The sequence below is a fragment of the Streptomyces sp. NPDC005566 genome (genome assembly GCF_040605575.1).
In the GTDB taxonomy this organism is placed as follows: Bacteria; Actinomycetota; Actinomycetes; order Streptomycetales; family Streptomycetaceae; genus Streptomyces.
The window spans coordinates 168,945-184,052 of record NZ_JBEXDB010000008.1 but is presented as its reverse complement, the minus strand read 5'-3'; the positions used below and the strand labels follow the sequence as shown (position 1 = coordinate 184,052).

General features: G+C 69.9%; 10 protein-coding genes. 8 read left to right on the top strand and 2 right to left on the bottom strand.

Translation table 11 applies throughout. The features are described 5' to 3' along the window. Nucleotides 1-61: 61 nt before the first annotated feature. Both ABZS61_RS15200 and ABZS61_RS15195 read right to left on the bottom strand, forming a co-directional pair. The gene (locus tag ABZS61_RS15200) at nt 62-718 is read right to left on the bottom strand and encodes an MBL fold metallo-hydrolase (RefSeq protein ID WP_356419893.1); all 657 of its coding nucleotides are present in this window, start codon (nt 716-718) and stop codon (nt 62-64) included. Between the two features lie 10 nt (nt 719-728). Next, nucleotides 729-1,418 carry a maleylpyruvate isomerase family mycothiol-dependent enzyme gene (locus tag ABZS61_RS15195; RefSeq protein WP_356419890.1) on the bottom strand — a complete coding sequence of 230 codons (690 nt, stop codon included), beginning with the start codon at nt 1,416-1,418 and terminating at the stop codon, nt 729-731. 174 nt (nt 1,419-1,592) lie between these two features. On the opposite strand from ABZS61_RS15195, the gene uvrA reads away from it, so the two are divergent. The 8 genes from uvrA (at nt 1,593) to gap (ending at nt 15,017) form a co-directional block, all read left to right on the top strand. After that, nucleotides 1,593-4,616 carry an excinuclease ABC subunit UvrA gene (gene uvrA, locus ABZS61_RS15190; RefSeq protein WP_356419887.1) on the top strand — a complete coding sequence of 1,008 codons (3,024 nt, stop codon included), beginning with the start codon at nt 1,593-1,595 and terminating at the stop codon, nt 4,614-4,616. A 292-nt stretch (nt 4,617-4,908) separates the two neighbouring features. Next, nucleotides 4,909-5,337 (top strand): Rieske (2Fe-2S) protein, encoded by a 429-nt coding sequence (locus ABZS61_RS15185; protein ID WP_356419885.1) that lies wholly within the window; start codon nt 4,909-4,911, stop codon nt 5,335-5,337. Between the two features lie 129 nt (nt 5,338-5,466). Continuing rightward, entirely contained in the window at nt 5,467-7,668 is a 2,202-nt protein-coding gene (uvrC, locus tag ABZS61_RS15180) for an excinuclease ABC subunit UvrC (RefSeq protein ID WP_356419883.1), read from the top strand. Continuing rightward, complete coding sequence (gene rapZ, locus ABZS61_RS15175) at nt 7,665-8,624, top strand: RNase adapter RapZ (protein WP_356419880.1); 960 nt, start codon at nt 7,665-7,667, stop codon at nt 8,622-8,624. The genes uvrC and rapZ overlap by 4 nt, the downstream gene beginning before the upstream one ends. Beyond that, nucleotides 8,621-9,655 (top strand): uridine diphosphate-N-acetylglucosamine-binding protein YvcK, encoded by a 1,035-nt coding sequence (gene yvcK, locus ABZS61_RS15170; RefSeq protein WP_356419877.1) that lies wholly within the window; start codon nt 8,621-8,623, stop codon nt 9,653-9,655. The genes rapZ and yvcK overlap by 4 nt, the downstream gene beginning before the upstream one ends. Next, the gene (gene whiA / locus ABZS61_RS15165) at nt 9,646-10,635 is read left to right on the top strand and encodes a DNA-binding protein WhiA (protein WP_030919772.1); all 990 of its coding nucleotides are present in this window, start codon (nt 9,646-9,648) and stop codon (nt 10,633-10,635) included. Before yvcK ends, whiA begins: the two co-directional genes overlap by 10 nt. A 214-nt stretch (nt 10,636-10,849) precedes the next feature. Beyond that, nucleotides 10,850-13,783 (top strand): M14 family zinc carboxypeptidase, encoded by a 2,934-nt coding sequence (locus ABZS61_RS15160; protein ID WP_356419874.1) that lies wholly within the window; start codon nt 10,850-10,852, stop codon nt 13,781-13,783. 223 nt (nt 13,784-14,006) lie between these two features. Further along, nucleotides 14,007-15,017, top strand: a complete 1,011-nt coding sequence (gene gap / locus ABZS61_RS15155) for a type I glyceraldehyde-3-phosphate dehydrogenase (protein WP_351176312.1) — start codon at nt 14,007-14,009, stop codon at nt 15,015-15,017. Nucleotides 15,018-15,108 lie beyond the last annotated feature (91 nt).

The window sequence follows — 15,108 nt, the reverse complement described above, 5'->3', positions numbered from 1 at the left end:
GTAGAAGCAAGACCAGCGGACGAATCGGCGGCCGGGGCCTACGGGCACCCGGCCGCCGGTGTCACCAGCCGCGCTCGCGCCACTCCGGCAGCCGGGGCCGTTCGGCGCCGAGCGTGGTGTCGTGTCCGTGCCCCGGATAGACCCAGGTCTCGTCCGGCAGCGGGTCGAAGAGCTTGGTCTCCACATCGTGGAGCAGGCGCGCGAACGCCTCCGGGTCCTTGCGCGTATTGCCGACCCCGCCGGGGAAGAGGCAGTCCCCCGTGAACAGGTGGGGCGCCCCGTGCGGGTCGTCGTAGACCAGCGCGATGGAGCCCGGGGTGTGGCCGACCAGGTGGCGGGCGGTCAGCGCGACCCGGCCCACCCGGATCGTGTCCCCGTCCTCGACGAGCACATCGGTGGGCACCGGAATGCCCTCGGCGTCGTACCGTCCCGCGTACGTGCGCGCCCCGGTGGCCGCCACGACCTCGCCCAGGGCCTGCCAGTGGTCACCGTGCTGATGGGTGGTGACGACCGAGGTGATCGAGTCGTCACCGATCAGCTGCAGCAGGGTCCCGGCCTCGTTCGCCGCGTCGATCAGGAGCTGCTCGCCGGTGGCCCGGCAGCGCAGCAGATAGGCGTTGTTGTTCATCGGGCCGACAGCGACCTTGGAGATCATCAGGTCCGTCAGCTCGTGCACATTCGCAGGTCCGCCGACCTTGACCGCTCCGCTGTACGTCATACGTCTCAGCCTATAGCGGGGGCAGTACGGGAAGAGGTCCGCCTTCCGCGGTGAGCCCGGAGCCGTCGCGGCGCCCGCAGAGCCAGCCGAGGATGTCGGCCGCGCTGCCCCGGACCACGACCGGTCCGGCGTCCGCGCCGCCGCCGGTGGTCCAGAGGTTGCCGTCCGCGGTCACCGCCGTCGTGGGAGGCACATCAGGATGCCCGGCGAACCGCTCCGCCAGGAAGTCGTTCTCCCGGATCACGAACTCCTCCGGAAGGTCCTCCAGCTCGTAGCCGATATCCAGGTCGACATGGTGCAGCTCGACCTCGACCCAGCGGCGGAAGGGGAGCCGGGAGGCGGAATCCGTCACGCCGTTGCGCATCGTGATCGTGCGGGACCAGTCGGCGGGCGCCTCGGCCGCGGACAGGAAGGCGTCCCCGCTGCCGCGCAGGTCGGCGAGCTGCTCGGAGAGGGAGCGGGGCGCATCGCGGTCGATGTCGGCGTCCCGGGTTTCGCTGCTCGCGTACATGGGGCGGCCCTGGAGAACATTTACGAGGGCCTCGGCGTTACGTGACAGGTGGGCGAGGACATGTCCTCTGCTCCAGCCCGGCAGCCGTGACGGCTCGGCGACTGCGGCGTTGTCCAGTTTGCCCGTCGCGCTCAGGAGCCGTTCGGTCGCTTCACGTACGGCGTCCAGGTCGTGCACATGATCAATCATGAGGCCGAGCCTAGCCTCGCCACTCATTCGGGTGAAGGAGTCATCAGCCGTCCGTAAATCGAATGCGCGTGCTATACGCTCGGAGTCGAAACTTCCTACATCGCTGTGGCGCCCCCCATACCCTGGGTCAGGGGCTCAGTTCCCCCACTTCTCTCCAGAAAGGTGCGGACCGGCGTGGCCGACCGTCTCATCGTCCGTGGCGCGCGCGAGCACAACCTGAAGAACGTCTCGCTCGACCTCCCCCGTGACTCCCTCATCGTCTTCACCGGGCTCTCCGGGTCGGGCAAGTCCTCGCTCGCGTTCGACACGATCTTCGCCGAGGGGCAGCGGCGCTACGTGGAGTCGCTCTCCTCGTACGCCCGGCAGTTCCTGGGCCAGATGGACAAGCCGGACGTCGACTTCATCGAAGGTCTGTCGCCCGCCGTCTCCATCGACCAGAAGTCGACCTCGCGCAACCCGCGCTCGACGGTCGGCACCATCACCGAGGTCTACGACTACCTCCGGCTGCTCTTCGCCAGGATCGGCAAGCCGCACTGCCCCGAGTGCGCCAGGCCCATCTCCCGCCAGTCGCCCCAGGCCATCGTCGACAAGGTCCTCGGCCTGCCCGAGGGCAGCCGCTTCCAGGTGCTCTCGCCACTGGTGCGCGAGCGCAAGGGCGAGTTCGTCGACCTCTTCGCCGATCTGCAGACCAAGGGCTACAGCAGGGCGCGGGTCGACGGCGCGACGATCCAGCTCTCCGAGCCGCCCACGCTGAAGAAGCAGGAGAAGCACACCATCGAGGTGGTCATCGACCGCCTCACGGTGAAGGACAGCGCGAAGCGCCGGCTGACCGACTCGGTCGAGACCGCGCTCGGCCTCTCCGGAGGCATGGTCGTACTCGACTTCGTCGACCTCCCGGAGGACGACCCCGAGCGCGAGCGGATGTTCTCCGAGCACCTCTACTGCCCGTACGACGACCTGTCCTTCGAAGAGCTCGAGCCCCGCTCCTTCTCCTTCAACTCCCCCTTCGGCGCCTGCCCGGACTGCACGGGCATCGGTACGCGCATGGAGGTCGACCCGGAGCTGATCGTCCCGGACGAGGACAAGTCGCTCGACGAGGGCGCGATCCACCCCTGGTCGCACGGCCACACCAAGGAGTACTTCGGGCGCCAGATCAACGCACTCGCCGAAGCGCTCGGATTCCGTACGGACATCCCCTGGGCAGGGCTGCCGCAGCGCGCCAAGAAGGCCCTGCTGCACGGCCACAAGATCCAGACCGAGGTGCGCTACCGCAACCGCTACGGGCGTGAGCGCGCCTACACCACCCCCGCCTTCGAGGGTGCGGTGCAGTTCGTCAAGCGGCGGCACTCCGAGGCCGAGAGCGACTCCAGCCGGGAGCGCTTCGAGGGCTACATGCGTGAGGTGCCCTGCCCGACCTGTGAGGGCACCCGGCTCAAGCCGATCGTGCTCGCGGTGACGGTGATGGACAGGTCCATCGCCCAGGTCGCCGCCATGTCGATCAGCGAGTGCGCCGAGTTCCTCGGCCGCCTCAAGCTGAACGCCCGCGACAAGAAGATCGCCGAGCGGGTGCTCAAGGAGGTCAACGAGCGGCTGAAGTTCCTCGTCGACGTCGGCCTCGACTACCTCTCGCTGAACCGTGCCGCGGGCACGCTGTCCGGTGGCGAGGCCCAGCGCATCCGGCTCGCCACCCAGATCGGCTCCGGACTCGTCGGCGTGCTGTACGTGCTGGACGAGCCGTCCATCGGCCTGCACCAGCGCGACAACCACCGGCTGATCGAGACCCTGGTCCGGCTGCGCGACATGGGCAACACGCTCATCGTCGTCGAGCACGACGAGGACACCATCAAGGTGGCCGACTGGGTCGTCGACATCGGCCCCGGAGCCGGTGAGCACGGCGGCAAGGTCGTCCACTCCGGCTCGCTCAAGGACCTGCTGGCCAACAAGGCCTCGGTCACCGGGCAGTACCTGTCCGGCAAGAAGTCCATCGCGATGCCCGACATCCGGCGCCCCGTCGACCCGACGCGCCTGCTCACGGTGCACGGCGCCCGGGAGAACAACCTCCAGGACATCGACGTGTCCTTCCCGCTGGGTGTCCTCACCGCGGTCACCGGCGTCTCCGGTTCCGGGAAGTCGACCCTGGTCAACGACATCCTCTACACCCACCTGGCCCGCGAGCTCAACGGGGCCAAGTCGGTCCCCGGGCGGCACACCCGCGTCGAGGGCGACGACCTCGTCGACAAGGTGGTGCACGTCGACCAGTCGCCGATCGGCCGGACGCCCCGGTCCAACCCGGCCACGTACACCGGAGTCTTCGACCACGTCCGCAGGCTGTTCGCCGAGACGATGGAGGCGAAGGTGCGCGGCTATCTGCCGGGCCGCTTCTCCTTCAACGTCAAGGGCGGCCGCTGCGAGAACTGCTCCGGCGACGGCACGATCAAGATCGAGATGAACTTCCTGCCCGACGTGTACGTCCCGTGCGAGGTCTGCCACGGAGCGCGGTACAACCGGGAGACGCTGGAGGTCCACTACAAGGGCAAGTCCATCGCCGAGGTGCTGGACATGCCGATCGAGGAGGGCCTGGAGTTCTTCGAGGCCGTCCCGACGATCGCCCGCCACCTCCGCACGCTCAACGAGGTCGGCCTCGGATACGTCAGGCTCGGCCAGTCCGCGCCGACGCTCTCCGGCGGTGAGGCGCAGCGCGTGAAGCTGGCGAGCGAGTTGCAGAAGCGCTCCACCGGCCGCACGGTCTACGTCCTGGACGAGCCGACGACCGGTCTGCACTTCGAGGACATCAGCAAGCTCATCGCGGTGCTCTCCGGGCTGGTCGACAAGGGCAACACGGTGGTCGTCATCGAGCACAACCTCGATGTCATCAAGACCGCCGACTGGGTCATCGACATGGGCCCCGAGGGTGGCAAGGGCGGCGGCCTGGTCATCGCCGAAGGCTCCCCGGAGCATGTCGCCTCCGTGCCGGCCAGCCACACCGGCAAGTTCCTCCAGACCGTCCTGGGCGCGGACCGGATCAGTGAGGCCACAGTGCCTGCCGCCCGCAAGCCGGTCCGCAGGACGGCCGCCAAGAAGGCGGTCGCCGCGAAGGCGGCCCCGGCCCGCAGGACGGCCACGGCCAGGACGGCCAAGAAGGCCGCGGCCGAGGAGCCCGCACCGAAGAAGAAGGCCACCCGCACGCGGAAGGCCTGACACCGCCCGGACGAGGCGGCCCCCGGCACCCCGGGGGCCGCCTCGGTGCTGTTCCCGGCCATCGGGCCGGCTTCGACCAAACCCGGCCCCAGGCCCCCGGCCTTCGCCGGTCGGCGTCCGCTCGGCGGCCGCTCGGCGTCCGGGCGGGGCCGGTCGAAGGGGCGCCGTTCTCCGCCGGTATCGTCGGGTCTGTCGCCGATGCCTTCGGGCGGCCTGTGCCCGACGTCCGTGGGCACCCGGTGCCCCGGGGCGGGAACGGCGGCTCTCTGTCCCCCCGACCAGTGGAGACCGCATGTCCGGCCTGCCCGCCGCCCGCCGTACCGTTCTGAAGGGCGCCGCTCTCGCCGGTGCCGCCGGGCTGGGAGTGGCCGCCTGCTCGACCGACTCGAAGCTCGGCCACGCCCAGACACCGACGCCCACCGCGCCCGTCGAGCTCGGTGCCGCCGACGAGGTCCCGGTCGGCGGGGCGAAGCTCTACCGGGAGCAGCGGCTCGTCGTGAGCTGCCCGGCGAAGGGCCAGTACAAGGCGTTCAGCGCACAGTGCACCCACGCGGGCTGTCTCCTGGACAAGGTCGAGGGCAACGAGGGCAACTGCCCGTGCCACGGCAGCCGGTTCGACATGACGACCGGCAAGGCACTCCAGGGCCCGGCCACCGTGCCGCTGCCCGCCGTCCCGGTGAAGGTCGAGGGCGGAAAGCTGGTCGCGGGCCCCGAGGCCTGACCGCAAGTGGCGGACCGCTCCCGGACCACCGCCGGGCGCACCCCGGGCCGCCCCCTCCCCGCGCTCGCGGGAGGGTGGATCCCCTGCGAGAATGCCGCGCTGTCACCGCCCGCAAGTAGGGTGTGAGACATGGCAGACCCCTCCAGCTACCGCCCCAAGCCGGGACAGATCCCCGACTCCCCGGGGGTCTACAAATTCCGCGACGAGCACCGCCGGGTGATCTACGTCGGGAAGGCCAAGAACCTGCGCCAGCGCCTGGCGAACTACTTCCAGGACCTGGCCGGCCTCCACCCCCGCACGCGCACGATGGTCACGACTGCCGCCTCCGTCGAATGGACCGTCGTCTCCACCGAGGTCGAGGCGCTCCAGCTGGAGTACTCCTGGATCAAGGAGTTCGACCCCCGGTTCAACGTCAAGTACCGCGACGACAAGAGCTATCCCTACCTCGCGGTCACGTTCAACGAGGAGTTCCCGCGCGTCCAGGTCATGCGCGGAGCCAAGAAGAAGGGCGTGCGCTACTTCGGTCCGTACGGGCACGCCTGGGCGATCCGCGAGACGGTCGACCTCATGCTCCGGGTCTTCCCCGTGCGCACCTGCTCCGCGGGGGTGTTCAAGAACGCTGCCAGGACCGGCCGCCCCTGCCTCCTCGGCTACATCGGCAAGTGCTCGGCACCGTGCGTCGGCAGGGTCACCCCCGACGAACACCGCGAACTGGCCGAGGACTTCTGCGACTTCATGGCGGGACGGACAGGTACGTACATCCGCCGCTTGGAGAAGGACATGATGCAGGCGGCCGAGGAGATGGAGTACGAGAGGGCGGCCCGGCTGCGCGACGACGCCGGGGCGCTCAAGCGGGCCATGGAGAAGAGCGCCGTCGTCCTCGCCGACGCCACCGACGCCGACCTGATCGCGGTGGCCGAGGACGAGCTCGAGGCCGCCGTCCAGATCTTCCACGTCCGCGGCGGAAGGGTGCGCGGCCAGCGCGGCTGGGTCACCGACAAGGTCGAGGCCGTCGACACGGCGGGCCTGGTCGAGCACGCGCTCCAGCAGCTGTACGGGGAGGAGACGGGCGACTCCGTCCCCAAGGAGGTCCTCGTCCCGGCGCTCCCCGAGGACCCGGAAGCCGTCTCCCAGTGGCTCGCGGACCGCCGCGGCTCCCAGGTCAGCCTGCGCATCCCGCAGCGGGGCGACAAGAAGGACCTGATGGTCACGGTCCAGCGCAACGCCCAGCAGGCCCTGGGGCTGCACAAGACCAAACGCGCCTCCGACCTCACGACCCGCTCCCGGGCCCTGGAGGAGATCGCCGAGGCGCTCGGCCTGGACACGGCACCGCTGCGGGTCGAGTGCTTCGACATCTCCCATCTGCAGGGTGACGACGTGGTCGCCTCCATGGTGGTCTTCGAGGACGGACTCGCGCGCAAGAGCGAGTACCGCCGCTTCCAGATCAAGGGCTTCGAGGGGCAGGACGACGTCCGGTCGATGCACGAGGTCATCGGCCGCCGCTTCAAGCGCTACCTCCAGGAGAAGGAGCGGACGGGGGAGTGGGAGGAGACTCCGGCCGCCACCGGCCCCGTACCGGCGCCCGCGTCCGCCGCGCCCGCGGAGCCCGCGCCCGGGTCACCCGCGCCCGCGGAGCCCGCACAGTCCGCGGAGCCCGCACCCGCGGAGCCCGCACCCGCAGGCGTCAGCGGGGCGGCACCCACCGCCCCGGCCGACGCCCCCGCCGGGCCCGGTGAAGAGCCCAGCGAAGGACCCCGTGAGGAGCCCAGCGAAGGGCCTCGCGAGGAGCCCCGTGAGGACGACGGCCGGCCCAAGCGGTTCGCCTACCCGCCGCAGCTCGTCGTCGTAGACGGCGGGCAGCCGCAGGTCGCCGCGGCCAAGCGCGCCCTGGACGAGCTGGGAATCGACGACATCGCCGTCTGCGGCCTCGCCAAGCGCCTCGAAGAGGTCTGGCTGCCCGACGACGACGACCCGGTGGTCCTGCCGCGGTCCAGCGAAGGCCTCTACCTCCTCCAGCGCATCCGCGACGAGGCCCACCGCTTCGCGATCACCTATCAGCGGGCCAAGCGGGCCAAGCGCATCCGCAGCAGCCCGCTGGACGATGTCGCCGGTCTCGGAGAGACCCGCAAGCAGGCGCTGATCAAGCATTTCGGCTCCGTGAAGAAGCTGCGGCAGGCGACAATCGACGAGATCTGCGAGGTTCCGGGGATAGGCCGCAGGACGGCGGAATCGGTGGCCGCGGCCCTCGCCACGGCCGCCCCGGCCGCGCCCGCCGTGAACACGGCCACAGGAGAGATCATTGAAGAGGACGACGGGGGCAGCACGTCATGACCGAGCACGCGCATGAACGCCAGGACGACCGAGCAGACGGAGCAGCAGACGTGAGTACGGGAAGCACCCAGGAGAAGGCCGAGGCCGCCGTGCCGGCCATCCCCGAGCTGGTGATCATCTCGGGTATGTCGGGCGCCGGGCGCAGCACCGCCGCCAAGTGTCTGGAGGACCTCGGCTGGTTCGTCGTCGACAACCTCCCGCCCGAGCTGATCCCTACGATGGTGGAGCTCGGCGCCCGGTCCCAGGGCAACGTCGCCCGCATCGCCGTCGTCGTCGACGTACGGGGCCGCCGCTTCTTCGACAACCTCCGGCAGTCCCTCGCGGACCTGGAGGCCAAGCACGTCACCCGGCGCATCGTCTTCCTCGAGTCCTCCGACGACGCGCTCGTCCGCCGGTTCGAGTCGGTCCGCCGTCCGCACCCGCTCCAGGGCGACGGCCGGATCGTCGACGGCATCGCGGCCGAGCGCGATCTGCTGCGCGAGCTGCGGGGCGACGCCGACCTGGTGATCGACACCTCCAGCCTCAACGTGCACGAGCTGCGGGCCAAGATGGACGCCCAGTTCGCCGGCGACGAGGAGCCGGAGCTGCGGGCCACGGTGATGTCGTTCGGCTTCAAGTACGGCCTGCCCGTCGACGCCGACCTCGTCGTCGACTGCCGCTTCCTGCCGAACCCGCACTGGGTCCCCGAGCTGCGTCCCTTCACCGGGCTCAACGAGGAGGTGTCCGACTACGTCTTCGACCAGCCCGGCGCCAAGGAGTTCCTCAACCAGTACACGGAGCTGCTCCAGCTGATCGCCGCGGGTTACCGCCGCGAGGGCAAGCGCTATGTGACCATCGCGGTCGGCTGTACGGGCGGCAAGCACCGTTCCGTCGCGATGTCGGAGAAGCTGGCCGCCCGGCTGGCCACTGAAGGGATCGAGACCGTGCTCGTACACCGGGACATGGGGCGCGAGTGACCAGTCGCAATCTGCGCCTGCGCAGGCTGAGCAGAGCCACTTCCGCGCTCTCCGGCCGCAAGCGGGGCGCGCAGCCCAAGGTCGTCGCCCTCGGCGGCGGCATGGGCCTGTCGGCGTCGCTCACGGCGCTGCGCCGGATCACCGGTGATCTGACGGCCGTCGTCACCGTCGCCGACGACGGGGGATCCAGCGGCCGCCTCCGCGAGGAGCTGGGGGTCCTGCCGCCCGGCGACCTGCGGAAGGCGCTGGCCGCGCTGTGCGGGGACGACGAATGGGGCCAGACCTGGGCCCAGGTCATCCAGCACCGCTTCGAGTCCAAGGGTGATCTGCACGAGCACGCGGTGGGCAACCTGCTGATCGTCGCCCTCTGGGAACAGCTGGGCGACCACGTGCTGGCGCTCGACCTGGTCGGCAAGCTGTTGGGCGCGCACGGCAGGGTGCTGCCGATGTCCGCCGTACCCCTGGAGCTCCAGGCGCTCGTACGGGGTCACGACCCGGAGCGCCCCGAGGACATAGTGACCGTGCGGGGGCAGGCCACCGTGGCGCTCACCCCCGGTGAGGTGCAGTCCGTGCACGTGGTGCCCGCCGACCCGCCGGCCGTCCCGGAAGCGGTCGCGGCCGTCCTCGACGCCGACTGGGTGGTCCTCGGCCCGGGGTCCTGGTTCTCCTCCGTCATTCCGCACCTGCTGGTGCCCGAACTGCTCGACGCACTGGTGTCCACGAAGGCCCGAAAGGTCCTCTCGCTGAACCTCGCGCCGCAACCCGGTGAAACAGAAGGCTTCTCACCGCAGCGTCATTTGGAGGTTTTGGGACGACACGCCCCTAAACTCGCCTTGGACGTGGTGCTGGCCGACGAGGCTGCCGTGCCCGACCGTGAGTCCCTCGCCGACGCCGCCAAGCGGCTCGGAGCCGCGGTCGAGCTGGCCCCGGTGGCCTCGCCCGACGGTGTTCCGATTCACGATCCGGAGCTGTTGGCTGCCGCGTACGACCGTATTTTTCGGATGCATGGAAGGATCGGCCCATGGCGATGACGCCAGCGGTGAAGGACGAAATCTCTCGGCTTCCCGTGACCCGGACCTGCTGCAGAAAAGCAGAGGTCTCGGCGATTCTTCGGTTTGCGGGCGGGCTGCACCTGGTGAGCGGCCGGATTGTGATCGAGGCGGAACTCGACACGGCGATGGCGGCGCGCCGGCTGAAGCGGGACATCCTGGAGATCTTCGGGCACAGCTCGGAGCTGATCGTGATGGCTCCCGGCGGACTGCGCCGCGGCTCCCGCTATGTCGTACGCGTGGTGGCGGGCGGCGATCAGCTCGCTCGCCAGACCGGGCTGGTGGACGGCCGCGGCCGGCCGATCCGCGGACTGCCCCCGCAGGTGGTCTCGGGGGCCACCTGCGACGCCGAGGCCGCCTGGCGCGGGGCTTTCCTGGCCCACGGTTCGCTCACCGAGCCCGGCCGCTCCTCCTCGCTGGAGGTGACCTGCCCCGGCCCGGAGGCCGCCCTCGCCCTGGTCGGCGCCGCCCGCAGGCTCTCGATCGCGGCCAAGGCCCGCGAGGTGCGCGGGGTGGACCGCGTCGTCGTCCGGGACGGCGACGCCATCGGAGCGCTGCTGACCCGTCTCGGCGCCCATGAATCGGTGCTGGCCTGGGAGGAGCGCCGGATGCGGCGCGAGGTCCGCGCCACCGCCAACCGGCTCGCCAACTTCGACGACGCCAACCTCCGGCGCTCCGCCCGGGCCGCGGTGGCCGCAGGCGCCCGTGTGGGACGCGCGCTGGAGATCCTGGGCGAGGAGGTCCCGGAGCACCTCGCGGCGGCCGGACGGCTGCGCATGGAGCACAAGCAGGCCTCCCTGGAGGAGCTGGGTGCCCTCGCCGACCCGCCGCTGACCAAGGACGCGGTCGCGGGCCGGATCCGGCGGCTGCTGGCCATGGCCGACAAGCGGGCCCAGGACCTCGGTATCCCGGGCACGGAATCCACCCTCAGCGAGGAGCTGGCCGACGGTCTCGTCGGCTGAGCGGTCGCACACCACCGTCCGCCGCCGGCGCACCTCCTGAGGGCGCCGGCGGCGGCATTGCCGGGGCGGTCCTCCGGGCAGCCCGCATATATGCCCGGTACACGCTTTTTGTGCCGCAACGAGGCCCTATTGACATGGCCATGGACCATCACGAACCTGTCCTCTGTCCGCCGACCGGGCGGACGGAAGTGACAGTCAACTGCATGGGGGGCTCATGAGACGCAGAGCGCGAGCGATCCTCGCCGCGGCTTCATTACTGATGGCCGGACTGGCGGTACCCGTTGCCCAGGCGGACCAGGGGAGGGGCGGCGGCGCGGACGGCCTGGGTGTCTGGCACGCGGAGGTCTCCGCGGCCCAGCTGCCGCTGCTGGCCGATGCGGGCACGGACAGCCACGAGCTGAGCGAGCAGGTGCCCGACCGGGGGTCGGCCACGGTCGAGCTCTACCTCACCGACCGGCAGGCCGGAGAGCTGCGCGGCAAGGGCGTCGAGATCACCGAGCACACCCTCTCGGCCAAGGCCTCCAAGAGGGTCGCAGCAGCCGGCGGGGGCGTCTTCCGCCCGTACAGCGGCGAGAACGGCCTGCAGAAGGAGATCCTCGCGACCGCACAGGCCAACCCCGGCCTCACCAAGGTCGTCAGCATCGGCAGGACCGTCCGTGGCCAGGACATCCTGGCTCTGAAGCTCACCAAGGGCGCCAAGAAGGCCAAGGACGGCTCCAAACCCGCCACGCTGTACATGTCCAACCAGCACGCCCGGGAGTGGATCACGCCGGAGATGACCCGCCGGCTGATGCACCACTACCTCGACGGGTACGGCAAGGATCCGCGGATCACGAGGATCGTCGACACCACCGAACTGTGGTTCGTGCTCTCCGCCAACCCCGACGGCTACGACTTCACGTTCACCGGCGAGCGGGACTGGCGAAAGAACCTCCGCGACAACAACGGCGACGGCAGCATCACCCCCGGCGACGGCGTCGACCTCAACCGCAACTTCCGTTACAAGTGGGGCTACGACAACGAGGGTTCGTCGCCGGACCCGGGTGACGAGACCTTCCGCGGTACCGCGCCCTCCTCCGAGCCGGAGACCAGGGCGCTGGACGCCTTCCAGAAGCGCATCGGCTTCCAGTACGGGATCAACTACCACTCCGCCGCACAGCTGTTGCTGTACGGAGTGGGCTGGCAGGTCGCCACGGACACACCCGACGACATCGTCTACAAGGCACTCGCGGGAACGCCCGAGAAGCCCGCCATCCCGGGATACCGCTCACAGGTCTCCTCCGAGCTGTACGTCACCAACGGCGAGGCCGACGGACACGCGGCCAACGTCAACAGGATGATGATGTTCACGCCGGAGATGTCGACGTGCGCAAGCGCCTCCCGGGTCGACCCCGACGACGCGTGGGAACCGGCCGACTGCGGCTCGATCTTCCGCTTCCCGGACGACGAGAAGCTGATCCAGCAGGAGTTCGCCAAGAACGTCCCGTTCGCACTCGCGGTCGCCGAGTCCGCCGCGCACCCCGACCGGCCGGTCTCCCCGGTCGGCATCGACGCGCCCGACTTCACCCCTGACGCCTTCACCACCTCCTACGCCCGCGGCGGCGACCAGGAAGTGGCGGTCACCGCCCGCAAGTCCGTTCACGACAAGCGCCTCAACTACCGCATCGACGGCGGCCGTACGCACACCGAGCGGCTGAAGGCCTGGAAGGGGGGCGAGACCTTCGGCGGTGAGGACAACCTCCACTTCGACCAGTACCGCGCCGAGGTCGAGGACGCCGACGGGGGCGACACCGTCACCGTGTGGTTCACCGGCCGCACGGCGGCGGGCAAGCGCACCTCGAGTACGCCCTTCACGTACACCGTCGCCGACCGGCCGCGCGGCGACACCCTGGTGATCGCCGACGAGGGCGCCCCCGCCCGGCACACCGCCGCGTACACCGGGGCGCTCGCGGCCAACGGACACGGAGCGGCCGTCTGGGACGTCGCAGCCGACGGCGCCCCGCACGCACTCGGGGTGCTCAGCCACTTCCGCACCGTCCTCTGGTACACCGGCGCCGCGCGCCCGGCCGCCGCGACCATGCTGGCGGTCCGCTCCTACGTCAACGAGGGCGGCAAGCTGATCAACGCCGGCGAGCAGGCGGGCGGGACCGTCACCGGCGCCGGAGGCACCGACGACTTCTCGCAGTACTACCTCGGTGCGTACAACAGGGTCGGACTGAAGTCCCCGCCCTCCTTCGCCGGCTCCGGACGGTTGTCCGGAGCGACGGGAACGCTCGGCGACGCCCCGGACAACGCCCTGGAGGCGGCGGGCGCGTACACCGTCACCTCCGACACGCTGGACCCGAAGGAGTTCCCGCAGTTCCGCAGCGCCGCGGCGGGTGACTACCCGGGGGTCCGCACACCCTTCGAGCCGTACGAGGGCTCCTGGTTCGCCGCCGCCACCCATCAGGACGCCTCCTACAAGAGGCTCTCGCGCACCGTCGACCTGACGGGCACCACCGCGGCGGACGACCCGGACCTGCGGTTCCAGCTCAGCTACGACACCGAGGAGGGGTACGACAATGTCGTCATCGAGGCCCGTACCGCGGGCCAGGACGACTGGACGACCCTGCCCGACGCCAACGGCGGCACCGACACCGGCCTGCCCACGGACTGCGAGGAGGGCTACTACGCCCAGCTCCACCCCTTCCTCACCCACTACCTGACCGTGGGCGGAGACGCCTGCACCGGTACCGGGACCACCGGCAGCTGGAACCGGTTCACGGGCAGCTCCAACGGCTGGCAGCAGGTCTCCGTGGACCTCGGTGCGTACGCGGGCAAGCAGGTCGAGCTCTCGGTCTCCTACGTCACCGACCCGGGCTCCGGCGGCCTCGGGGTCTTCGTGGACGACACCGAGCTCGTCGTCGGCGGGACGCCCCGGGACACCGAGGGCTTCGAGACCGCCCTCGGCCCCTGGAGCACCCCCGGGGCACCGGCCGGCAGTCCGCAGAACACGGCCGACTGGACCCGTTCCGGACCGCTGTTCCATTCTCAGGCCGCCATCACGACCCGTGACACCGTGCTGCTCGGCTTCGGCCTCGAACACGTGGCCGGTGCCGTCGAACGGAAGCAGTTGATCGGAAAGGCGTTGAGAAGTCTGGGGCGTTGACGCTCCGTAACCGTCGCACGGGTGGGGCCGACGCCCCGCCCGTGCGATTGCGCCAGTACCGGAGGTCCGTATTCCTACTCGGGAGTACGGACCTCGCCGTCCGTTCCGCCCCTACTCGATGTCACTACCGGGCCCTCGGAGAGGTAGGGTCGGAGGCGGTCGGGGACATCCCATACAACTCGCCGGCGTCGAAAACCGGCGTACCTAACGAGGAGATCGGTTCGTGACGATCCGCGTAGGCATCAACGGCTTTGGCCGCATCGGTCGTAACTACTTCCGCGCGCTGCTGGAGCAGGGTGCGGACATCGAGATCGTGGCTGTCAACGACCTGGGTGACACTGCGACCACGGCCCACCTGCTGAAGTACGACACCATTCTGGGTCGTCTCAAGGCAGAGGTGAGCCACACCGCCGACACCATCACCGTCGACGGCCACACCATCAAGGTGCTCTCCGAGCGCAACCCGGCCGACATCCCCTGGGGTCAGCTGGGCGTCGACATCGTCATCGAGTCGACCGGCATCTTCACCAAGAAGGCCGACGCGGCGAAGCACATCGCGGGTGGCGCCAAGAAGGTCCTCATCTCGGCTCCGGCCAAGGACGAGGACATCACCATCGTGATGGGCGTCAACCAGGACAAGTACGACGCGGCCAACCACCACGTCATCTCCAACGCCTCCTGCACCACCAACTGTGTGGCGCCGATGGCCAAGGTTCTGGACGAGAACTTCGGCATCGTCAAGGGCCTGATGACGACGGTCCACGCGTACACCAATGACCAGCGGATCCTGGACTTCCCGCACTCGGACCTGCGTCGCGCCCGCGCCGCGGCCGAGAACATCATTCCGACCACGACGGGTGCCGCCAAGGCGACCGCTCTGGTCCTGCCGCAGCTCAAGGGCAAGCTCGACGGCATCGCGATGCGCGTCCCGGTCCCGACCGGTTCCGCTACCGACCTCGTCGTGACGCTGCAGCGCGAGGTCACCAAGGACGAGGTCAACGCCGCGTTCAAGAAGGCCTCCGACGACGGCGACCTCAAGGGTTTCCTGACCTACACCGAGGACCCGATCGTGTCCTCGGACATCGTCGGCGACCCGTCGTCCTGCACCTTCGACTCCTCCCTGACCATGGTCCAGGAGGGTACGTCGGTGAAGATCCTCGGCTGGTACGACAACGAGTGGGGTTACTCCAACCGCCTCGTCGACCTGACGGTCTTCGTCGGCGAGCAGCTCTGATCCTCGGATCGGCAGGCATCTCGATGTGAGCAAGGGGCTCGGGCGGCGCAACGTGGCGCCGTCCGAGCCCCTTGCGTGCTCATCCGTCCTT

Coding starts and splice junctions, on each gene's coding strand:
- whiA (WP_030919772.1), top strand. CDS start 9,646: ATGGCGATGACGCCAGCGGTGAAGGACGAAATCTCTCGGCTTCCCGTG.
- ABZS61_RS15195 (WP_356419890.1), bottom strand. CDS start 1,418: ATGATTGATCATGTGCACGACCTGGACGCCGTACGTGAAGCGACCGAA.
- ABZS61_RS15185 (WP_356419885.1), top strand. CDS start 4,909: ATGTCCGGCCTGCCCGCCGCCCGCCGTACCGTTCTGAAGGGCGCCGCT.
- ABZS61_RS15200 (WP_356419893.1), bottom strand. CDS start 718: ATGACGTACAGCGGAGCGGTCAAGGTCGGCGGACCTGCGAATGTGCAC.
- ABZS61_RS15160 (WP_356419874.1), top strand. CDS start 10,850: ATGAGACGCAGAGCGCGAGCGATCCTCGCCGCGGCTTCATTACTGATG.
- uvrC (WP_356419883.1), top strand. CDS start 5,467: ATGGCAGACCCCTCCAGCTACCGCCCCAAGCCGGGACAGATCCCCGAC.
- rapZ (WP_356419880.1), top strand. CDS start 7,665: ATGACCGAGCACGCGCATGAACGCCAGGACGACCGAGCAGACGGAGCA.